29 protein-coding genes are annotated in these 18,205 nt (G+C 71.9%); 5 read left to right on the forward strand and 24 right to left on the reverse strand.

All coding sequences use genetic code 11. The features are described 5' to 3' along the window. Positions 1 to 43 precede the first annotated feature (43 nt). The 5 genes from AC07C1_RS08745 (at position 44) to AC07C1_RS08765 (ending at position 3,766) form a co-directional block, all read left to right on the forward strand. The gene (locus tag AC07C1_RS08745; protein WP_478937867.1) at positions 44 to 562 is read left to right on the forward strand and encodes a MarR family winged helix-turn-helix transcriptional regulator; all 519 of its coding nucleotides are present in this window, start codon (positions 44 to 46) and stop codon (positions 560 to 562) included. A 98-nt stretch (positions 563 to 660) separates the two neighbouring features. Then, the gene (locus tag AC07C1_RS08750) at positions 661 to 1,305 is read left to right on the forward strand and encodes a GTP cyclohydrolase II (RefSeq protein ID WP_478938403.1); all 645 of its coding nucleotides are present in this window, start codon (positions 661 to 663) and stop codon (positions 1,303 to 1,305) included. 429 nt (positions 1,306 to 1,734) lie between these two features. Then, positions 1,735 to 2,322 carry a hypothetical protein gene (locus AC07C1_RS08755; RefSeq protein ID WP_478937868.1) on the forward strand — a complete coding sequence of 196 codons (588 nt, stop codon included), beginning with the start codon at positions 1,735 to 1,737 and terminating at the stop codon, positions 2,320 to 2,322. A 232-nt stretch (positions 2,323 to 2,554) separates the two neighbouring features. Beyond that, the gene (locus AC07C1_RS08760) at positions 2,555 to 3,142 is read left to right on the forward strand and encodes a TetR/AcrR family transcriptional regulator (RefSeq protein WP_478937869.1); all 588 of its coding nucleotides are present in this window, start codon (positions 2,555 to 2,557) and stop codon (positions 3,140 to 3,142) included. A gap of 330 nt (positions 3,143 to 3,472) precedes the next feature. Beyond that, complete coding sequence (locus AC07C1_RS08765; RefSeq protein WP_478937871.1) at positions 3,473 to 3,766, forward strand: hypothetical protein; 294 nt, start codon at positions 3,473 to 3,475, stop codon at positions 3,764 to 3,766. Between the two features lie 457 nt (positions 3,767 to 4,223). Here AC07C1_RS08765 and AC07C1_RS08770 read toward each other — a convergent pair whose 3' ends face one another. The 24 genes from AC07C1_RS08770 to AC07C1_RS08885 all read right to left on the reverse strand — a co-directional run bounded on the left by AC07C1_RS08770 (position 4,224) and on the right by AC07C1_RS08885 (position 18,136). After that, complete coding sequence (locus AC07C1_RS08770) at positions 4,224 to 4,406, reverse strand: hypothetical protein (RefSeq protein ID WP_478937872.1); 183 nt, start codon at positions 4,404 to 4,406, stop codon at positions 4,224 to 4,226. After that, entirely contained in the window at positions 4,399 to 5,106 is a 708-nt protein-coding gene (locus tag AC07C1_RS08775; RefSeq protein ID WP_478937874.1) for a hypothetical protein, read from the reverse strand. The genes AC07C1_RS08770 and AC07C1_RS08775 overlap by 8 nt, the downstream gene beginning before the upstream one ends. A gap of 26 nt (positions 5,107 to 5,132) precedes the next feature. Then, on the reverse strand, positions 5,133 to 5,591 hold the full coding sequence (locus tag AC07C1_RS08780; RefSeq protein ID WP_478937875.1) for a hypothetical protein: 459 nt from the start codon (positions 5,589 to 5,591) through the stop codon (positions 5,133 to 5,135). Positions 5,592 to 5,785: 194 nt separating this feature from the next. After that, positions 5,786 to 6,400, reverse strand: coding sequence for a hypothetical protein (locus tag AC07C1_RS08785; protein ID WP_478937876.1), 615 nt, complete (start codon positions 6,398 to 6,400; stop codon positions 5,786 to 5,788). A gap of 66 nt (positions 6,401 to 6,466) precedes the next feature. Continuing rightward, positions 6,467 to 7,273 carry a hypothetical protein gene (locus AC07C1_RS08790; protein WP_478937877.1) on the reverse strand — a complete coding sequence of 269 codons (807 nt, stop codon included), beginning with the start codon at positions 7,271 to 7,273 and terminating at the stop codon, positions 6,467 to 6,469. 64 nt (positions 7,274 to 7,337) lie between these two features. Further along, positions 7,338 to 7,640, reverse strand: coding sequence for a hypothetical protein (locus tag AC07C1_RS08795; protein ID WP_478937878.1), 303 nt, complete (start codon positions 7,638 to 7,640; stop codon positions 7,338 to 7,340). A gap of 85 nt (positions 7,641 to 7,725) precedes the next feature. Next, positions 7,726 to 8,277, reverse strand: a complete 552-nt coding sequence (locus tag AC07C1_RS08800; protein WP_478937879.1) for a DUF4314 domain-containing protein — start codon at positions 8,275 to 8,277, stop codon at positions 7,726 to 7,728. Between the two features lie 94 nt (positions 8,278 to 8,371). After that, the gene (locus AC07C1_RS08805; protein ID WP_478937880.1) at positions 8,372 to 8,557 is read right to left on the reverse strand and encodes a hypothetical protein; all 186 of its coding nucleotides are present in this window, start codon (positions 8,555 to 8,557) and stop codon (positions 8,372 to 8,374) included. Between the two features lie 83 nt (positions 8,558 to 8,640). Beyond that, positions 8,641 to 9,819: an N-6 DNA methylase gene (locus AC07C1_RS08810; RefSeq protein WP_478937882.1), complete on the reverse strand. Its 1,179-nt coding sequence runs from the start codon at positions 9,817 to 9,819 to the stop codon at positions 8,641 to 8,643. Between the two features lie 90 nt (positions 9,820 to 9,909). After that, entirely contained in the window at positions 9,910 to 10,467 is a 558-nt protein-coding gene (locus AC07C1_RS08815) for a hypothetical protein (RefSeq protein WP_478937883.1), read from the reverse strand. 28 nt (positions 10,468 to 10,495) lie between these two features. Next, complete coding sequence (locus AC07C1_RS08820; protein WP_478937885.1) at positions 10,496 to 10,891, reverse strand: hypothetical protein; 396 nt, start codon at positions 10,889 to 10,891, stop codon at positions 10,496 to 10,498. Positions 10,892 to 10,964: 73 nt separating this feature from the next. Further along, positions 10,965 to 11,531, reverse strand: coding sequence for a hypothetical protein (locus AC07C1_RS08825; RefSeq protein WP_478937887.1), 567 nt, complete (start codon positions 11,529 to 11,531; stop codon positions 10,965 to 10,967). 78 nt (positions 11,532 to 11,609) lie between these two features. Beyond that, positions 11,610 to 11,996: a hypothetical protein gene (locus AC07C1_RS08830; protein ID WP_478937888.1), complete on the reverse strand. Its 387-nt coding sequence runs from the start codon at positions 11,994 to 11,996 to the stop codon at positions 11,610 to 11,612. A gap of 53 nt (positions 11,997 to 12,049) precedes the next feature. Next, positions 12,050 to 12,424, reverse strand: a complete 375-nt coding sequence (locus AC07C1_RS08835; RefSeq protein WP_478937890.1) for a hypothetical protein — start codon at positions 12,422 to 12,424, stop codon at positions 12,050 to 12,052. Positions 12,425 to 12,503: 79 nt separating this feature from the next. Then, positions 12,504 to 12,797 carry a hypothetical protein gene (locus AC07C1_RS08840; protein ID WP_478937891.1) on the reverse strand — a complete coding sequence of 98 codons (294 nt, stop codon included), beginning with the start codon at positions 12,795 to 12,797 and terminating at the stop codon, positions 12,504 to 12,506. Positions 12,798 to 12,916: 119 nt separating this feature from the next. Continuing rightward, positions 12,917 to 13,144: a hypothetical protein gene (locus AC07C1_RS08845; protein ID WP_478937892.1), complete on the reverse strand. Its 228-nt coding sequence runs from the start codon at positions 13,142 to 13,144 to the stop codon at positions 12,917 to 12,919. Between the two features lie 108 nt (positions 13,145 to 13,252). Further along, the gene (locus AC07C1_RS08850) at positions 13,253 to 13,558 is read right to left on the reverse strand and encodes a hypothetical protein (RefSeq protein WP_478937894.1); all 306 of its coding nucleotides are present in this window, start codon (positions 13,556 to 13,558) and stop codon (positions 13,253 to 13,255) included. Between the two features lie 105 nt (positions 13,559 to 13,663). Further along, positions 13,664 to 14,122 carry a hypothetical protein gene (locus AC07C1_RS08855; RefSeq protein WP_478937896.1) on the reverse strand — a complete coding sequence of 153 codons (459 nt, stop codon included), beginning with the start codon at positions 14,120 to 14,122 and terminating at the stop codon, positions 13,664 to 13,666. 95 nt (positions 14,123 to 14,217) lie between these two features. After that, positions 14,218 to 14,622 (reverse strand): hypothetical protein, encoded by a 405-nt coding sequence (locus tag AC07C1_RS08860; protein ID WP_478937897.1) that lies wholly within the window; start codon positions 14,620 to 14,622, stop codon positions 14,218 to 14,220. 25 nt (positions 14,623 to 14,647) lie between these two features. After that, on the reverse strand, positions 14,648 to 14,827 hold the full coding sequence (locus AC07C1_RS08865) for a hypothetical protein (protein ID WP_478937898.1): 180 nt from the start codon (positions 14,825 to 14,827) through the stop codon (positions 14,648 to 14,650). Beyond that, on the reverse strand, positions 14,824 to 15,348 hold the full coding sequence (locus AC07C1_RS08870) for a hypothetical protein (RefSeq protein WP_478937900.1): 525 nt from the start codon (positions 15,346 to 15,348) through the stop codon (positions 14,824 to 14,826). The genes AC07C1_RS08865 and AC07C1_RS08870 overlap by 4 nt, the downstream gene beginning before the upstream one ends. 56 nt (positions 15,349 to 15,404) lie before the next feature. Next, positions 15,405 to 15,842 (reverse strand): hypothetical protein, encoded by a 438-nt coding sequence (locus tag AC07C1_RS08875; RefSeq protein WP_478937901.1) that lies wholly within the window; start codon positions 15,840 to 15,842, stop codon positions 15,405 to 15,407. After that, complete coding sequence (locus AC07C1_RS08880; protein WP_478937902.1) at positions 15,839 to 17,386, reverse strand: DNA cytosine methyltransferase; 1,548 nt, start codon at positions 17,384 to 17,386, stop codon at positions 15,839 to 15,841. The genes AC07C1_RS08875 and AC07C1_RS08880 overlap by 4 nt, the downstream gene beginning before the upstream one ends. A gap of 75 nt (positions 17,387 to 17,461) precedes the next feature. Beyond that, positions 17,462 to 18,136, reverse strand: a complete 675-nt coding sequence (locus AC07C1_RS08885) for a hypothetical protein (protein WP_478937903.1) — start codon at positions 18,134 to 18,136, stop codon at positions 17,462 to 17,464. Between the last annotated feature and the right edge of the window lie 69 nt (positions 18,137 to 18,205).

Below are 18,205 nucleotides of genomic sequence, written 5' to 3' on the forward strand. Positions count from 1 at the left end.
GCCAAGCTTTGGTTCAAGTTTTAAACAAACTTACACTGGCAGCATGACGACCCGCTGGCTCAGCCCCGAGGAGCAGCGCGCCTGGCGCGCCTATATCGCCGCCTCCCGGCTCCTGGAGGATGCGATCGACCGGCAACTCCAGCAGGAGGGCGGCATGCCCCACCTGTTCTACTCGGTGCTGGCCAACCTCTCCGAGGCGCCCGACCGGCGGCTGCGGATGACCGACCTCGCCGAGACACTGAAGGTCACCCGCAGCAGGCTGACGTACGTGGTGACCCGGCTGGAGCGGGACGGGCTGGTGCGCCGGGAGGACTGCCGCCGGGACAAGCGCAGCAGCCTCGCGGTGCTGACGGACGAGGGGATGGCCGTGCTGGAACGTACGGCACCCGGACACGTCGAGACGGTTCGCACCGGCCTGTTCGACCGGCTCACGCCGGAGCAGGTGGGACAGCTGGAGGAGATCTGCACGGGGATCGCGCGCGGGCTGCAGGGGGAGGAGACGGCGGGGGCGGTCACGGAGGACGTGCCGTGGCGGCGGCGGTCATCACCACCCCTCACTTGAGACGACTGCTTTAACTTTAAAGCATGGGGTAGTGTCCCGGTCCTGACATCTGCTTCAAATCTTAAGCAGAGGGTATGGCCCAGACTTCGGAGACCCGCATGCCCGACATCCCCGTCGCCACCCCGCGCGCCCGCGTCCGGGTACCGCTGCGCTTCCACGACGGTTACGGCGCCGACGCGGAACTCGTCACCTTCCACGGGCTCGCCGACGGCCAGGAGCATGTCGCGGTCGTCCTCGGCGAACCCGGCCCGGTGCCTCTGGTGCGCCTGCACTCCGAGTGCCTGACCGGCGACGTCTTCGGTTCCGCCCGCTGCGACTGCGGACCCCAGCTGCGCGAGGCGGTCGAGCGCATCGCCGAGCGCGGCGGCGTTCTGCTCTACCTCCGCCAGGAGGGCCGCGGCATCGGCCTCTACAACAAGCTCGACGCCTACGCCCTCCAGGACCAGGGCCTCGACACCTACGAGGCGAACGCCGCGCTCGGCCTCCCGGAGGACGCCCGCGACTACACCGCCGCCGCGCAGATGCTCGCCGCCCTCGGCATCGGTGAGCTGGATCTGCTGTCCAACAACCCCGACAAGGCCGAGCAGTTGCGCGCCCTGGGTGCCGTCGTCCGGGACCGGGTGCCGACCGGTGTCTTCACCACCACCCACAACGTCCGCTACCTGCGCGCGAAGGTCCTCCAGACCCAGCACACGCTGCCCCTGGCCCACCTGGACGCCCTGGCGGGACTGAGCGCGGGCTGAGCCGGGCGGGCCTGCCCATCGCGGACCTTGGCTGACCGCGTACCGCGGACCTTGGCGGACCCGCGTACCGCGGACCTTGGCGGACCCGCGTACCGCGGACCTTGGCGGACCCGCGTACCGCGGACCTTGGCGGACCCGCGTACCGCGGATCTGGGCGGGCCCGCGTACCGCGGACCTTCCGCCGCGAGGAGGCGGCCTGGGCCGCACTGCCGGCCCGTCTCGGACCGCGCCGGGTGGGCCGGCGCTGCCGGGCGTTCGGGGCCCACCGGCAGGCGGCCGGGCTCCGTCGCCGGCGGTGCGTCGGCCGACGGCCGCGCGGCCGACCAGGTGCGGGCCGTCCGGGCGAGGCGCCGGGCCCGTACGGCATGGTGCCCTGGGCCGTGGCGCCTCCGCGGCGGATGCTGATGCCTCCCCCCGCAGGAGAGGCCCGTGAGTGATCCCAGCCCCCGAGTGACCCAGAGGCCGGCATCCGCCGCGGCCCGCGATGACATTCCCGCTCCCGGGGTCATCGGCATCGGACTCGCCGCGGTGCTGACGTTCGCGCTCGCCCAGGGCTCGTGGCAGTGGTTCGCCACGTTCATCGGAGTGACGCTCCTCGCTGTGATGCTCGCCTTCCAGCGACGGGCGGAGTGGACGCCGGGCATCCGCTCGGCGTACATGCGCGGCCTGGTCGCCTACGCGCTGGTCATCGGCCTGTGCGTGGCGGTCGCGCTGGCACCCCTGCTGCAGCGCCGGGCCTGGCTGTTCCCGATGCCGGGCACGCGCGGCGAGTGCGCCCTGATGGGCAGGTACCAGGCCCTCCAGGTGAAGGCCGCGCTGGGGAACCTGGCCGGCAGTGACGGTGCCGCCCTGGCGTTCGCGCAGGACGTCCAGGGCCGCAAGGCCGTTGCCGAGTGCCTGGCGGCCACGACGACCCTCTGGCTGCCGATGTACGGGGTGGGGGCGGCGGTGCTGGTGGGGGCGGTTGCGTGGTTCCGCGACCGGGCCCGGGTCCGGCGGGCCCCCGTCGGCCACTGAGGTGTTCGGTCCGGGGTGTGCCGGGGTGTGCGAGGCGGGTGCGGGCCGCGATCAGCTAGCGCATCGCGGCCTCGACGGGATACGGCAGAGATCGGCTCTCACAGGTCTCAGGTCACTTCGCGGCCCTGACCTCGCAGGCGATCCCCGCTCACCGACCGGACAACTTCGCATGCAGTACTCTGCCTGAAGTGGTGTGTACCAGTGCCGAGTACCGCGTCGGGAGCCCTGAGCCATGGTGAGACGGAACGATCAACGGCGCGCCGCGCTCGTCGACGCCGCGATCGAGGTGCTGGCCGGGGAGGGCGCCCGGGGGCTGACCTTCCGGGCGGTGGACGCCGTGGCCGCCGTGCCCCTCGGTACGGCGTCCAACTACTTCTCCAGCCGCGACGATCTGCTCACCCAGGCCGGCGCCCGTGTCTACGAGCGGCTCCAGCCCGACGAGGCCACCATCGCCCGCCAGCGGGCGGCCGGCCGCGACCGGGAGACGTACACGGGGCTGATGCGAGAACTCGTCGGCCGTGTCGCCTCCTTCCGCACCGGCTACCTCGCGCTGCTGGAACTGCGCCTGGAGGCCACCCGCCGCCCGGAGCTGCGCGCGGTCCTCACCGAGCGCGTCCGCGCCGACCTCGACGCCAACGTCGCCTACCACGAGGCCTCCGGCCTGCCCGGCGACGCCATGGCCGTCAAACTCCTCTACCTCGCCCTGAACTGGCTGATCGTCGAGCAGCTCACCCTGCCGGACATGCTCACCGAGGCGGAGCGGGACGAACTGGTCACGGCCGCGGTCGAGCGGATCGTGTCCGCGTCCCCGCCCTGCTGACGTCATCGCCGCTGGGGCCCGCGCGTCCGTCCGTTCGGCGCATTTCGATGACCCGCGCGAGTGGCAACGCGAATCGAATGCGAGACCGAATGTGGCGCCGGTGGGAAGCAAGCGAGCATGACATTCCGCATCAGGGCCGCCAGAGGTCTTTCGGTAGTAGCCGGATCCGTGATCGCCGGGTTTCTCATCGCCTCACCCGCAGTCGCCGCTCCGGCCGGCGCGGCGACACCGCTCCCACCGAACACGACGAACCCGGCAGCCGCGCAGACAACCGCCAAGGGGCTCGGCGAGCGCGACCAGAACAGGGAGCAGAGGATCGTGCGGGCCGTCGTGAGACAGGACGGGACCCTCGTCCCCGGGCAGAGCTTCGGTGCCGCGTCGGCGAGCAGGACGGAGAGTTCCACCGGCACCTACCAGGTCTGCTTCGACGTGCCCATCACCAACGGGACCTATGCCGCGAGCATCGGCCTGCCCGGCAACTTCGGCACGTCGGCTCCTGGTGAGATCACCGTCGTGGGCCGGGCCGGCACCGACAACTGCCTGTACGTCCGGACGTTCAACTCGGCAGGCACCCTGGCGGACCGCAGCTTCCACGTGATCGTCGCATACTCGGGAGTGCGCTGACGTCGCTCACGCACAGGCCCCCGCAACCACGGAGCGCCCCGACCGGACCAAGCCGATCGGGGCGCTTCTTCGCAGGTCAGAGGCGGAACGCCTGCTCCTGCGGCCGTAGGCCCTGTGGGACTCGAACCCACAACCAATGGATTAAAAGTCCGGCCGCTAGTGCGATCATGTTTCCTCGTCTTGCCCCTGTTTACCTCCTCTGTGCAGGTCAGAGGCCAGGTGCCGTGCAGGGCCTTGGCGATCGTTCACCGCCTTTCCCCGTCCTTCCGTTCCCAGAGCGTTCCCAGGGAACCCGTCCCGTGACGCCGGCGGCAGGGGGCCGGGCAGTTCCCGCAGGCCAGCCGAGCGCCGGATGAGGGGAGCGTCGGAGTGCCTTCCCAACGCAAAGAGGCTCTACCCCGCTTGGGGTAGAGCCTCCGGCCGTCTTCGCGCCCCTGTCCGGGCCGCTGAGGGCACACTACCGACTCTGGCCCTCCAGCGCCCGGCAGTACGGGCAAATGACTTGGGCGTCGCGCCCGTAGCGGACCGTCAGGCCCTGGCAGCGGGGGCAGTAGCCGACCTGGTTCGGAAGGCAGCCGAGGACGACCGCCGCGGTGGCGCGGTCGGTGGTGGGGTCGATGCGTGTCGGCTGCTCATCCATGCATTCGAATGTAGGTCCGCCGTCTGCTGGTGGGGTGAAGGGCATGGGTGTTTCCTCGCGGCGGCCAGCCGGCGTCGGTGTGGTCGATGACCGCGGCGATGCGGTCCAGGAGGTCCTGGTCGCCTTCACGGCCGTGGTGGATCTTGTGGATCAGGCGGGCCGCTGCTGCCGGGTCCATGCAGCGGTCCGGGCGGGGCAGGTCGTCGCGGTCCTCCGCGTGCGGGTGGGCGCGGCCGACGACCAGGCCGGCGGCCGCGAGGATCGCCGGGACTTCGGCCAGCGTTTCGAGGGTGCGCGGCCGCTCCTGGAACAGGGCGTGGATGCGGTGCCCGGCCTGGGCCGTTTCGATGGTGGCGTATGGCTGCCACACCCACGAACGGCCGCCGATCTGGAAGCGGTTGTCGGCGTCGGGTAGGCACAGTTCGATCCAGGGCTCGCCGCCGGGGCCGCCGTCCTCGTGGCGGACCTCGGCGTATCCGTCGCGCCAGAACACGCGGGACTCCCAGCCGGCGGTGTCCTTGGCGAGCTGCTGGGCGACGTCGGCGGTGAAGCGCGGGATGACCAGGTCGTCCATCCAGCGGTGGTAGCTGATCTCGGCGTCGTAGGGCCCGAGGCGGTTGGGGTCCTCGTCGATGGTGACGCGGGCGGGGGTCCAGCTGTGGCCGCCTCGGGCGTGGTCGTCGTGGATCTGCACGGACATGCGGTTCTCCAAGGGTCGGGGTGCGGTCAGGCGAGGGAGGCGCGGATGGCCTGTAGGTCGGTGATGTACTGCTCGGCGCGGACGACGTCGTTGCGGCGGGACAGGATGAGGGCGTCGAGGAGGTACCGCTTGCGGGCGGTGGTGAAGTCGGCGGGGGCGATGACGGGGTTGGGGTGCAGCTCGGTGGCCGGCGGGAGGATGCCGAGGCGGCAGAAGGCTTCGGCGATGTGCCAGTCGTGGGCCTCGTGGGTGAGGGGCAGCAGGCCGTGTTCCATGTCCCCGGTGAGGATGAGGGCCACGGGCAGGTCGGCGATGATGGCGGCCGCCTTGTCGGGGTCGAGGTGCAGCGCGAGGGAGTAGTAGAAGAACTCGCCGGTGGGGGCGGTGTGGGCGCCGTAGGCGGCGGTGTGGTCGCCGTTGTAGGAGACGTAGCGGCCGGCGTTGTGCTCCAGGGCGATGACGGGCTTCCAGCTGTCGCGGGTCACTGCTGGGTTCCTTCCGTGGTGGGGGCGGCCCGGCCGGTGGGCCGAGCCGCGGGGCGGGTGACGGTGTGGGTCAGGCGACGATCGAGCCCATGGCGTGGATGGGGGCTTGGGTCTTGCTCGCTACGGTCTGGTCGTCGGCGCTGTCCCAGTGGCCGCAGAGGACCTGGCCGCCGTCCTGCTGGTGTGCGGGCTGGTCAGGCGTTCTGGTCGGGGTGTTCGCCGCCGTGGCGGGCGATGAGGGCGCGGACGTCGCCGGGGGGCACCTCGTAGAACAGGCGGCCCTTGTTCTGGCCGGTGTCGCCGGCGGTGAGCCACAGTTCAACGGGGTCCTCGTTGTTCCAGCCGTCGCCGTCGGGGGCGTCCAGGCCGGGCCACAGGAACACCTCGTCGATGCCGTACGGGGAGCCGGGTCGGGTGGTGAGGGTGATGCGGGTGTCGTCGGCCAGGCGCAGGATCTGGTGGACGTTGCCGGTGCCCTTGGTGGCGAAGGAGTCGAAGAGGGGGGCGCGGTAGACCATGCGCTGCTGGGCGGGGTCCCAGTCGCACAGGGCGTAGAGCCGGTTTCGGTCGGGCATCGGCTCGCAGCCGGCGCCGAGGTCGATGAAGAGGCCGTACTCGATGCACTCAGCCTCGCCGGGCCAACGGCCGGTCCAGCGGGTGTTGCAGGCGTCGCCGCGGTGGCCGCAGCCGCTGCGCTGCACGCCGGTCCTGGCGCAGCGGGCGACGTCGCACTTCGGGAGGTGGAGGCTGCCGGGGGCGACGCTGCAGTCCGGGCAGTTGGTGGTCTCGGGCGTGGGTTCTTCGTTCATGACTTTCCTCGAGGTACGGGGTGGGCCGCCCACCTGGTGAGGTGGGCGGCCCGGTCGGGTGTGGGGTCAGGAGGTGGTGGGCTTGCCGTCGGCCGGCTTGGCGGGGGTCCGCTTGCGGGCCGGGCGCGGCTGGGGCTTGGGGTCGGCGGCCGCGGCCTTGGTGGCGGCCGGCTTGGCGGTCGCCTTCTTGGCGGGGGTGGGCTTGGCCGGGGTGCGCTTGCGGGCCGGACGCGGCTCGGGCTTGTCGGCGCTCGCCGCGGTGGCGGGCTTGGCTGCGGTCTTGGTCCGGCGGTCCCGCATCGGAACGACGTTGGCCGCCGGCTCGGCCGGGGCCTGCGGCGCGGGCTCGGGCTCCGGCTGGGCCTGGGGCTGCTCGGCGGATTCGGCGGGGGCCTGCGGCGCCGGCGCGGCCTCGGGTTCGGGGTCGGGCTGATCGGCGTCGGCCGGGGCGGTTGCCGCGCTGACGGTGTCCGGCTCGGGCTCGGGGTCCCAGGGGCGGTGCCCGACGAAGAAGGGCTTGGTGTCGAAGACGGGCAGCAGGCGGTCGCTGATGGCGTTGTACAGGACGACCGCGGGGTCCTTGTCCGGTTCGAGGGAGCCGAGGTGGACGGGGGTGTGCCAGCGGTGGCCGTTCGGCAGGGGGTGGTGAATGCCCTCGGTGGGCTCCTGGTCGGCGGGCTGGGTGCCGCCGGTGACCCACAGCTGGATGGTGCTGCCGTCGAGGATCGGGCGCATGCTGATCTGGCGGTCGAGCGGGCCGTCGAGGCGGATGATGTCCTCGATGATCAGCTCGTTGACCCGCCAGGCGTCGGCGCCGAGGTAGCCGGTGAGGGTTCCGGCGGTCTCGTGCAGGGCTGAGGGTGCGAGTTGCACTGGGTTCTCCAAGAGGTCGGGTGGTGCTGGTTGGAGCCCGCCCGGGCGGGCGGGCTGGCTTGGGTCAGTCCCGGACGGAGTCCAGGAGGTTGCGGGTGGCCTCGGCGAGCTGGGGGTTCATGGCCTCGTCGCTGCCGGCGTAGCGCCAAGCGGCGCGCAGGGCGTCGCGCGCGGCGTCGGTCTCCCCGCGGTCGAGGTGGTAGGCCGCGGAGTCGAGGGAGAAGGCGGCGACGCCGAGGGCGTTCTGCTGGTCGTCGCAGGCGGCGCGGTTGGCGTAGGAGCGGGCGCGGGTGGCCCACCTGCGGGCGGTCGCTTCCAGGGCGGTGCGGTCGAGCTGGCTGTCGAGGGCGGGCGATACGTACTGCACGGGGGCTCTCCAAGAGGCTCAGTCGGTCGAGGGGTGTGGCACATCCGGCCGGGCGGCGGTGCTGACCGCCGCCCGGCCGGACGGGTCAGGCGTCGAGCTCGGCGACGAGCTGACGGACGCGGACGGCGACGTCGGCGACGCCGAGGAGGGTGAACGCGGCGTCGAGGACCTGCGGGTAGAAGCAGTGGAGGACAAGCTGCGTGTACTGGGCCTGGGTGAGGTGCCGCTGGTCGTCGGGGCGGATGGACCAGGCGGTGAGGATGGCCTGGCTGGTGCAGGCCGCGGCGGCGCGGACCTGGGCGCCGTCGACGTCGAGGCGTTCGACGGCCGCGATGATCGCCCCGCTGTGGTGAGGGGGTACGGGCAGCGCGGTCATGTGGATCTTGTTCACGGCTTCTCCAAGAGGTAGCGGTGGAAGGCCCCGCCCGTGGGGCGGGGCCGGCGGGTCAGTTGGCAGAACGCGGACGCTGTCGCCCTCGCTGAGGAGCATCGAGAGGCGGGAGCCGCTGTCCCAGTCGACGTCGAGCTGGTCGAGCGCCGCGGTGTAGCGGCGGACGGTGCCCTCGTCGCCCGGGCGGAGCTCGGTGTGGGGGTCGGTGGTCTTGACGAGCGCGATGCGCTGGCCGGCGTCGTACATGCGGTGCCTTCCCGTGTGCTGGATTCGGTCGTGTGGTGTGGCACATGTCAGTCCGAGGCCCGGAGCGTGGCACTCCGGGCCTCGGATCCTTCCGTCACAGGCCCTGCTTCTCCAGGGCCAGCAGCTCCTCGACTCCCCGCTCACAGCCGCACTGTCCGGGCCGCAGCGCCTTGCCGGGGTCCGGCTCCGGAGCCTTGCACCTGTCCGTGGCGTGCTTGGCGTGGCCACACCCCTCGCACCGGCCGGCGGCCCTGCGTGCGAGCACTTCCTCGGGACCCATACGCCCCTCCTTTCGTCCACTTGCCCTCTTATTCTAGCGGCACTCACGGGGGCGTCAAGAAAATTTTCCGACGTCTGCCCAGCTCAGCTGGCCTTTGCGCCCATCAGCTTGTCCGCGAGGGCCAGCGCCCGCTGCGCCGCCTCCGCGACCGCCAGCCGGTCAACGATCTCGTCGCGCTCCTTGAACAGCGCCGCGCGCTCCCGCACCGTCTGCTCGTACAGGTCCCCCTGGGCCAGGCTGTCGCCGCAGGCGATGACCACGTTCGGGCCGAGCCCCCACACGATGGCATTGACCGCCGCGCCGGCCGCCGCCAGTGGCTCCAGCTCGTTCAGCGACCAGACGTAGTCGGCGGGGTCGCACTGCATCTCGCGCATGTGCTGGGCGAGGGAGCGGAACATGCCGCCCGTGCCGCCGGCCGGTTCGTGGAACCGCTGCCCCTTCGTGGGCGGCTCGCTGCAGAGCATGCGGGCCATCATGTCGCACAGCTCCGGTGGCGTGTGGTACTCGCCCAAGCCCTGCTTGGCACCGTGCGAGCGCAGCGAGGTGATCGTCCACGACATCACGTCCGTGTCGGCGCGGTAGTAGGGGTCAGGGTTGCCGGTCAGCTGCAGGATGCCGTAGCGCAGCGCCGTCTCGGTCACCCGGCGCACCGCGTACGCCTTCTCCTCCACGCCCTGTTCGGTGAGCCAGCCCATCAGCGGGGCCATCCGGGCGCCCAGGTCGGGGCGCTGGGACCAGGTGTGGGCGTAGATCTCGCGGTAGCCCTGCAGCATCTCCCAGTCGCTGGAGGAGTAGATGATGCGAGCGACGTCCTCGGTGTGGCCCTTGATGGGGAATAGGGCCAGGCCGCCGACGATGCTGACGGGGATGTCCATGCGGTAGCCGCCCCAGTTGGAGGCGTGCCAGGTCTCCGCGACGGCCTCGCCCAGGCGCTGCCCGGCGTCCCGCGCATTGCCGAGCAGCCGCGGCGCGATGCGACGCGGTACGGGGATGGGCGTCTGCACGGACGGCAGCTCGGGGCGGGGGTCGGCGAACAGGCTGTCGGCCTCGGTGTCGGCGGCGACGACCGGGCGCGGCGCGGGTGCCGGGCGGGGCGCGGGCGCGGGTGCGGCGGTCTGCAGCGGGAGCTGGGCGGCCGGGCGGGGGGCGGGTGCTGGGCGAGGCGCCGGCGCGGCGGTGGTGCGGGCCGGCTTGGGGCGGGCGGCGAACGTCGCCGGGACCGGGGTCTCCTCGGCTTCGGCGAACAGGTCGAGCTGATCCATCGGGTGCTCCGTTTCGGTGTGGGCGTGACAGCGCCCCGCCACCCGGGCCGGGGGGAACCGGCCGGTTGGCGGGGCGCAGAGGGGCTGAGGTCAGGGGCGGTCGAAGGTGCGGGAGATGGTGTCGGTGAGGTGGAGGAGCCCGGCGGCCACGCCGCTGAGCAACTGGGCGATCTCGCCGGCGTCGTGCGAGGTGACGTCGCTGGGGACCATCCGGGCGGCCTCCTCGGCGATCGACCGCAGATCCCACGAGGCCGGTCCGCTGCGCTGGGCCGGCTGCTCCTCCGGGCCTTCGCGGCGGGCCAGCACCACGTCATCGACGCTGTTGAGCGGGCGGCTTGGCCGCAGGCCCTCGTAGTCGTTCCAGTAGTGGCCGACGGCGAGGTGGACCCTGCGCGCGGTGGCGTCCCAGATGGCGTAGACCGAGTACAACTCCTCTTCCGGATCCGCTTCGACGAGCAGGGCCGGGGTGAGGGTGGTGGTTCCGGCGGTGACGCAGGCCAGGGTGACCGGGAGGATGCCCAGCTCCTGCACCGTGCTGTTGATGCGGTCGGCCCGGTCGACGGCGGCGCGCGCCTGGTCGGCGGCAGCGCGGGCCTTGAGCCGGGCATAGGCGGCCTCGGCCTCGGCCAGCCACTTCGGTTCGGACACGGTGTTCTCCTTGCGGGTGCGGGTGGGATCAGGGGCGGTCTGCGGCATCGGCCGTGGGGGCCTCGAACCAGGTCCATTGGCAGCTGCCGATGCCGTACAGGCCCTCGTCGTCGGGCGTGACGATCTCGGTGGCGCTCTCGGCTGTGGCGGGGTCCTCGTCGATGTACTGCCAGCTGACGTGCACGACGACCACGCGCGGCTGCCCGGCGACAGTGCCGCCGTCGATGACGTGAATGGTGTCGACGGCGTCGTGGCCGTAGTCGTCGGCCAGCTCCTCGGTGCGCGCGGCGATCTTGCGGACGGTGTCCAGGTCGAAGCGCGGACACAGCCAGCCGTTCCACCGGTTGGCGAGGTCGACCCTGGCCTCGAAGGGGCCGAACGTGTCGTCGATGCAGACGCGCACGGTTTTCTCCGTGTCGGGCACGGTGCTGCTCCTTTCGGTGTGCGAGGGCCGGGCGCCCGCCGTTGCGGGGCCCGGCCCGGTGGGAGGGGTGGGGTCAGAGGTCGGAGACGGCGCCGGCGAGCGTGTTGACGAGCAGCGCCACGGCTTCCCTGTTGCGGCCGGTGGCCGCCAGCACGGCGTAGCGGTGCACGACCGCCTGCGCGGTGTCCGGGAGCAGGGCCAGGTACTGCTCGAACGTCAGGTCGCGCTGGGGCCAGGCCCGGTGCTGGTATCCGGCGCGCAGCGCGGCTGCGGCCATCGCGCCGGCGTAGGCGCGGCACTGGTGGGTGAGGTCCAGGTCCTGGGCGGCCACCCCGATGGCCTCGGGGCCGTGCGGGGCGGCCGTGGGGAAGGCCCTGCGGCGGGCGCGGCAGGCGCGCTGGCGGGCGCGGACGTCGCGGATGCGCTCCACGTCGTGCAACTGGCGGGCAGTGCGCCGGGCCTCGACGGGGCCGGCGGCGTCCACCTCGTAGGACGACAGGCAGTGCACCCACAGTTCGGTGCGCAGCTCGGCGTCGGCGTCGGCGTCGGCGGGGATCGGCTCGACGGCGGTGATCCGCATCGTGTGCGGCTGGTCGTTGAAGACGACGAGCCAGCGGCGGCTGGTGTCGGTGGTGGTCATGCGGTCTCCAAGAGGCGTAATCGGTCCATCGTTGTGGCATACCCGGCCGGGCTTGTGCGGCCCGGCCGGGTGCGTCGCTCAGGTGGTGCTGTAGCGGGTCTTCAAGGCGTCCATCACCTGCGGCAGGACCCCGCACATCTGCTCGGGGACGTCGGTGTGATGGTGGGAGTCGTCCAGCGCGCCGAGCAGGACGACCGGCCCGTACAGGAGGTACGGCAGCTGGTTGGCGTAGATCCCGTTGAGCAGGGAGGTGGCGTACAGGTTCTGCTCCTTGCGGGCCTGGCCGTCGGCGTCGACGGCGATGGACAGGCGGCGCTTGCCGTCGGGGCGGGCGTAGTGGGCGATCTCCACCCAGCCGTCGACGTGCTTGCGCAGCGCCTCGACCAGGCCGTGCCCGACGGGCAGCTGCAGGTCGGTGAGGGTGCCGTCGATGCCGAGGCGGACGGCGTGAAGGGTCTTGCTCACGGCTGTTCTCCCAGGGGTTGATGGGCCGCCGCGGTGGCGGCCCCCGCGGCGGATCAGAACGGGCGCAGGGCGAGGGCGAGTTCGGTCAGCAGCTGGCGGCCGACGTGCACCGCGTGCCCGACGGTGAACTCGTCGGCCTCGGCGCAGGCGGCCATCTCCACCACGCACTTCAGGAACACCTCGGGCATGCAGGAGATCCAGGTGCGGTAGTTCTGGCCGTAGGAGGCCACGCGGTGGGTGGCGGCGAGCACGCGGTCGATAGTGATCGCGGCCTGGCCGGCGGCGTCGGCGCTCAGGTCGAACCGCTCGGCGAGCAGGTGCTGCAGGTGCGGGCCGGCGGCGACGAGGTCGGCGAGTCGGTCGGCCGTGTGGCCGGTGGCGAGCGCGTACGGCGCGGCGAGCCGGTCGGTGTAGGTGGTGCTGCTCAAGGCTTCCTCCAAGAGGCCGTTGATCGTGCGGGACGGCGCCGGCCGCCCGCCCGCAGGGGCGGGCGGCCGGGCGGGGCGGTCAGACGAACCAGACGTCCTGGTAGGCCTCCAGCCGCTCCAGGGCGACCGTGAAGCTCTCGGCGCGGGTCAGCATGAAGCTGGCGTGGTCGATCGGGCCGCGCTCCGGGTTGATGAGCACGAACGTGATCTCCACGCCCTCGTCGACGATGTGCTGGGCGGTGATCTTGAGGACGGCCGGATCGTTGGCGTAGCGGACGTAGAGGCTGTCGCCGACGATGCTGGTCCTGGCGCCCTCGGCTTCACTGAGGGCGGCGGCGAACTGGTCGAGGTAGGTGATCACAGGCTTCTCCAAGAGACTGGTCAGGGTTGTGGCACATCTGGCGGGGCGGTCCGGCTCGTGTTCACTCCTCGCGGTGTAGGCCCGGCTCCTTCCCGCCCATCCCTCTTATTCTACGCGCATTCATGAGGGCGTCAAGAATTTTTTCCGCAAAGGCCCAGGTCACGGGCTTGCAGGCGTGGCGTGCGCTCAGGCCAGGGAACCGCGTCCAGCGCCCGGCGGTGCGTGTCCGGAACCACGGCCAGCGGCCAGCCGGCCCAGTGCAGCCCCATCGCGGCGAGGATCACCGCGTCCGCCTTGTCGTAGCGGCCCGGACCGTCGCACTCCACGCCGTACCGCTCGGCGACCGCATCGCGCACCATGCCCTTGGCGATGCGGGCGCGCTTCTCCTTCGGGTAGTCCTTCGCCGGGTAGGCGGTGCCGGTGGCGTAGATGGTCCGCCCGTGCGGGGTGACGACCGCGTAGGGGATCTACCGCTCCCACAGGTCCTGCGTGAGGATCCACCACAGGCCGGCCAGCTCGTGATGCCCGGCCTGCGCGCCCTTCCCGTACGCCGCGCCCTCGATCACCACCAGGTCGGCCGACCGTGTGCGCTCGGCTATCCCCTGCCGCAGCCACCGCAGCCGGTGATGGCCCTTGCCCTTGCAGCGCAGGGCGTCCGCCCAGCCGTCGCCGGCGACGCCCGTGCACGTCAACGACGGGTCGATGCCGATCACCAGCGGGGGCCTTGCGGCCGGGACGGTGGGCAGGGGCAGCTGCAGGACGGGACTGCTCAACGGAACTCCTCGGGGTACGCGGAACGGCACGGAGAGGTCAGGCGGCCAGTGCCATGCGCAGTGCCGAGCCGTCGGCGCGCAGCGGCAGCGGGTCGAGCCAGCGGTTCAGTGCGGGTGCTGGGCGGGCTTCTCCGCGTCGGCGGCCAGCTCCTCCCGGACGACGCGCGCCAGGTGGGCGACGTCGCCGACGAGTGCGGCCACGGAGTGCGCGTAGTCCTCGGCGCTGGCCTTGGCCATCGCCAGGTACAGGGCCTGGCACATCGGCCTGTCGCGGTTGGCGTAGGCGGCGACGAACCGGTGAGAGAACAGGTGCGCCGGGTGCTGGGGGCCGTCGGCCGGGTCGGGGGCGGTCAGCACCCACAGGCCCTCCGGGCTGGCGTCCCCGTATAGCTGGACGAGCAGCTGTCGTGCGGCTTCGGCGAAGGCACAGCACACGCCGTATATCTGGTTGCCGTCGCTGGCTGCGGCGATCTCGCCCATCAGCTGCATGGCCCGGTCGTGGTCGCAGGCGATGGCGTGGTCCAGGACCTGCATGACCAGCTGGGTGCGGCGAGGGGTGTCCACGAGTGCAGTGCTCCTTGAAGAGAGGGGGGTTGGAAGGCCGCGCCCGCGGGGGTAGTCACCGCGGGCGCGGCCCGGATCGGGGGCTGGTCAGCCGGTCACGCGGTGGGGGCGTCTATCAGGCCGAGGGTCGAGGCCCAGGCGTGCCCACCGGCCGCCCACGCCATCGCGTGTAGGACCAGGCGCTTGTTGGGCTCGTCCAGGGCGTACAGGTGGGCCAAGGACATGACGTGGCGGCCGGTCAGCAGGCAGGCCAGCCGCAGGATCTGCCACTGCTCCGCGGTTCCGCTCAGCGGGCCCTCGCCGGCGTTGAGGCAGGCGGCGGCGACGTGCCGCCAGGCGATGCGGGACTCGCCGTCGCCGTCGTCGACGACCATGCGGGCGTGCTGCAGCTCGGGCAGCCAGTGCCCGTGCGTGGCCAGCAGCCACACGGCGGCCTCTTCCTGCCACGATCCGGCGGCGCGCTCGCCCAGGCGGGCGCAGAGGGCGTTGATCTGGTCCATCAGGTGCTCCAAGAGGCGTGGTTGGTCAGGTGCGGGGCTTGGGGAGGTGGCCAACGTGCCAGCCGCGGCAGGTGCGGTTGCGGCACCGGTAGGTGGTCAGGCGCACCCCGCCTTTGGCGATGAGCCGCTGGCGGTGGTCCTCGGCCGCGTCCTCGGTGTCGTGGCGGCGCTTGCCGTTACAGGCGCGGCCCTTGGTGCGGATCACTGCACGCCGACCGGGGTTGGCTCGGCGGCCGGGGCGGGCTCGGCGGCCGTGCAGCCGGTGCAGCGCCGGTCCGACGCCTCCCAGTCGGCGATGTCGGCGATGCCGACGATCAGGCCGCCGCAGACGGCGACCGCGCCGTCCTTGGCGCTGTCCCGCTTGTGGACGCCGTCGCCGCTCGTGCGCCACACCCACTCGCCGCGCTGGCTGACGCAGTTGACCTCGACGGGGGTGGTGCCGATCCGGCCGAAGGCGGTATGGAACAGCTCGCCGGGGCGGCTGGTAGGGCGGGGTGCGCCGAACTCGGTCGCCTCGATGGCCTCGGCCCACTGCTGGAACACCCCGTGGCCGGGGTGGAACAGGAAGACGCGCAGACCGAGCGGGTCGTCTCCGGTGGCGACGCCGAGGTGGTCGATCTCGATGCTGTCGGCGGCCAGGCCGGGGTGGGTGCTGGCCAGGACCGCGCCGGCGATCATCGGCTGCAGCGCCTGCCGCATCGGCCGCGGGGTGGTGGGGTGGGGCATGGGTCTCTCCAGGTGCTCGGTGGGGCCCGCCCCCGGGGAGGGGGCGGGCGGAGTGGTCAGGTGGTGGCGAACTCCAGCTGCAGCTGCTTGGGCTCCTTGGACTTCGCCTGCTTGCGGCGTGCGGTGACCTCTCGGGTCGCCTGTGCGCAGGACGGGCAGGGGCGTTCGCCGTTGCGGGTGTGGTCCTTGGCTCCGGCTTCGGTGCCGCAGCTGGCCCGCAGCTTCGGCTCGATCAGCTCGTCGTCGAACACGTCGTCCAGCGCGTCGATGACCAGGCCGTTGCACCACAGGCGGCCGCCGGCGATGCCGTCGAACTTGGCCTGGGCGGGCATGACGGTGGCGATGCACTCCGCGCGGAACGGGCACGGCCCGCACATGGCGAGCAGGGGACTGCACAGGCGCCTGAGCGCCCGGTCACTGTTGAACTCGTCTTCGCTGGGCGTAAACCCGCGCTGGCCTCGGCAAGGTGCGCCGAGCGTCCAGTCGCGGCTCACAGAGCGTCCTTGATGCGCTCGCCGATGTGCCGGGCCACGTTGACCGACACGGCGTTGCCCGCCTGCATGGTCTGCTCGGCCTGGGTGCCGATCACGACGTACTGCCGGTGGAACCGCTGCGCCTCCAGCTGCTCGCGCGGCTTGAGCATCCGGAAGTAGCAGTCCTCCACGGCGGGCGCGGACCTGAGCAGGCCGGCCGAGTCGTGGGTGGACAGGGTGTGCACCGGTTCGGCGACCGTCTTCACGGCGGCCTTGCGGTAGGGGATGACGAGGGTGTTGCGCAGCTCGGGCGGGACAGGCCCCCCGTTCGGGCGGACCAGGCCGTGATGGTTGCCCTGCGCGGTGACCGCGGTGACCGGCTCGGTGGCAAGCGCCGGCTGGGCGTTCTGCCGGTAGGTGATCACGAACGGTTCGGGGTCGACCGTGACCAGGGCCTCGCACTCGCGGGTCATGCGGGTCCGCATCGGCTCGGCGACGTCGCTGCAGGCCGTGTTCCAGCTGCCGCCGGTCGGCACCAGCAGCCCGTCGCCCTGCTTGATGGTGCGGGTCGAGAACGGCCGCTCGGCGACCGCGTAGGCGCGGTCGGTGCCGTCCTTGCCGTGATTGAGGGTGATCGAGGACGGGGTGTGCGGGAACTTCGCCAGGCCCGCGCGGATGCGGTCCATGGTGGTGGCCACCAGCGGCTTCTTGCGGTCGCCGATGCGCTGGCCCAGGTCGTCCCAGTTGATGACGGAGGCGGCCGGCCGGACGTACGGCTCGACCACGGCGTTGCGGCAGCGCCGGTTGGGGCAGCGGTAGTTGTAGTCCCGCAGGTACTTGCCGATGCGGACCCGCGGGTCGAACCACGCCTTCTTCGCGTCGACGTCCTTGCCGCAGTCGAAGCAGAACGCGCGCGGGCGGGGCTCCAGGTCGGGCTTGGGCATGCCCTTGAGGCGGAACACCAGGTAGATGCGGTCCCGCCACTGGGGGGCGCGCACGTTGTCGTCGTCGCCGACGTGCGCGGAGGTGGCGCACAGGATCTGCGGCTGCTCGTAGCCCAGCTCGGTCATCGCCTTGACCCAGGTGCGGAACAGGACCCATGACAGGGCGAACTCGACGACGTTCTCGATGACGACATACGGGAACCGCTTGGCTTCGCACGCCCGCACGACGCACCAGGCGGTCGCCCGGGTCCGTTCGAACGCTTCCGGGGTGAGCGCCTTCCACTCCTCGGCCTCGTCGTCATCGAGCTGGTCGAGGACCTGGAACAGGTCGAGCTGATCGGTGGGGTGAACGCGGCCGCCGGCGGGGCTGACCTCGGTGCAGATGATCGACGCCCACAGCAGCAGGGCGCGGGGCAGGAACCGCATCGGGTAGCCGGTGACGTCGGCGGTCAGGTGCTCAATCGTGGGGTGGTTAGCGGCGTGGGAGTCCATCGCCGTCTGCCAGTGGTTCATGGCGAGCTTGCCCCTCCAACCGGCCTCGACCAGGCCGGAGGAGGAGCCGCCGGCGCCGGCGAGCAGGTCGTTGAACGTCAGCTCAAGGCTTCTGGGAAGGGTTGCCAACAAGATGTTCTCCAAGAGGTCGGGTCGGGGGCCCCGCGCCGTGCGGCGCGGGGCCGGTGGGTCAGGGGGTAGGGGTCACAGCAGCGGCTGGCGGCTGACGAAGAGGACCTGCAGGACGTCGCGGCGCTGCCACACCGTCATGGGCCACTCGGTGCCGCCCTGCTCGTGGACGAGCCGCCAGCCGGCGTCCTCGAGGAGGTGGGTCTGCCAGCCGTACTCCTTGACGGCCTCGGCCTGGCTGTCGAAGGGGCCGCTGATGGGCCGTCCGTCGGCGGTGTGCTGGGAGTTGACGCCGAGGAAGCTGACGGCGTACCGCTCGGTGGTCGCCAGCAGCAGATCGCCGAGCTTGGCCCCGGCCGCGCGGGTGTCCGGGTCGGTGAGCGACTTCAGGTGGAGGGCGACCGCGGCGAGCATCGTGACGATGTCGGCGCCGTGCTTCTCGTGCTCGCCGTCTTCGGTCGAGTCGTAGACCAGTGCGTCGTAGTTCGGGTTGTCGCGGTGGCCGCGCTGGATGATCCAGCCGGTGACCTGCTCCAGCCGGTCGGGCAGCGCGTCGTGGTCGTGGATGACCAGGTGGCTGCCGTCGGGCAGGTCGACGTACAGGTTCGTCTGGCCGCCGCAGGGGTCGATGTCGCAGACAAGGCCGGCCATGCGCAGCGGCGTGGTGACCGGCTCGTACTGCAGCCAAAGCGCCTGCCACTCGGGCCGGTTGACGCGGCCGTGGACAGGCAGAGGTGCGATGTTGTTCATGCGATCTCCAAGAGGTGGGTCGTACGGTACAGAGTTGTGGCACATTTCGGAACGGGATGACGGAACTCG

Source organism: Streptomyces sp. NPDC045022 (genome assembly GCF_056432605.1).

Bases quoted from the DNA above. Each gene is read 5' to 3' on its own strand.
- AC07C1_RS08745 (WP_478937867.1), top strand. From the start codon at position 44: ATGACGACCCGCTGGCTCAGCCCCGAGGAGCAGCGCGCCTGGCGCGCC.
- AC07C1_RS08750 (WP_478938403.1), top strand. From the start codon at position 661: ATGCCCGACATCCCCGTCGCCACCCCGCGCGCCCGCGTCCGGGTACCG.
- AC07C1_RS08760 (WP_478937869.1), top strand. From the start codon at position 2,555: ATGGTGAGACGGAACGATCAACGGCGCGCCGCGCTCGTCGACGCCGCG.
- AC07C1_RS08770 (WP_478937872.1), bottom strand. From the start codon at position 4,406: ATGGATGAGCAGCCGACACGCATCGACCCCACCACCGACCGCGCCACC.
- AC07C1_RS08775 (WP_478937874.1), bottom strand. From the start codon at position 5,106: ATGTCCGTGCAGATCCACGACGACCACGCCCGAGGCGGCCACAGCTGG.
- AC07C1_RS08785 (WP_478937876.1), bottom strand. From the start codon at position 6,400: ATGAACGAAGAACCCACGCCCGAGACCACCAACTGCCCGGACTGCAGC.
- AC07C1_RS08800 (WP_478937879.1), bottom strand. From the start codon at position 8,277: ATGTACGACGCCGGCCAGCGCATCGCGCTCGTCAAGACCACCGACCCC.
- AC07C1_RS08805 (WP_478937880.1), bottom strand. From the start codon at position 8,557: ATGGGTCCCGAGGAAGTGCTCGCACGCAGGGCCGCCGGCCGGTGCGAG.
- AC07C1_RS08810 (WP_478937882.1), bottom strand. From the start codon at position 9,819: ATGGATCAGCTCGACCTGTTCGCCGAAGCCGAGGAGACCCCGGTCCCG.
- AC07C1_RS08825 (WP_478937887.1), bottom strand. From the start codon at position 11,531: ATGACCACCACCGACACCAGCCGCCGCTGGCTCGTCGTCTTCAACGAC.
- AC07C1_RS08845 (WP_478937892.1), bottom strand. From the start codon at position 13,144: ATGGTGCGCGATGCGGTCGCCGAGCGGTACGGCGTGGAGTGCGACGGT.
- AC07C1_RS08860 (WP_478937897.1), bottom strand. From the start codon at position 14,622: ATGGACCAGATCAACGCCCTCTGCGCCCGCCTGGGCGAGCGCGCCGCC.
- AC07C1_RS08870 (WP_478937900.1), bottom strand. From the start codon at position 15,348: ATGCCCCACCCCACCACCCCGCGGCCGATGCGGCAGGCGCTGCAGCCG.
- AC07C1_RS08885 (WP_478937903.1), bottom strand. From the start codon at position 18,136: ATGAACAACATCGCACCTCTGCCTGTCCACGGCCGCGTCAACCGGCCC.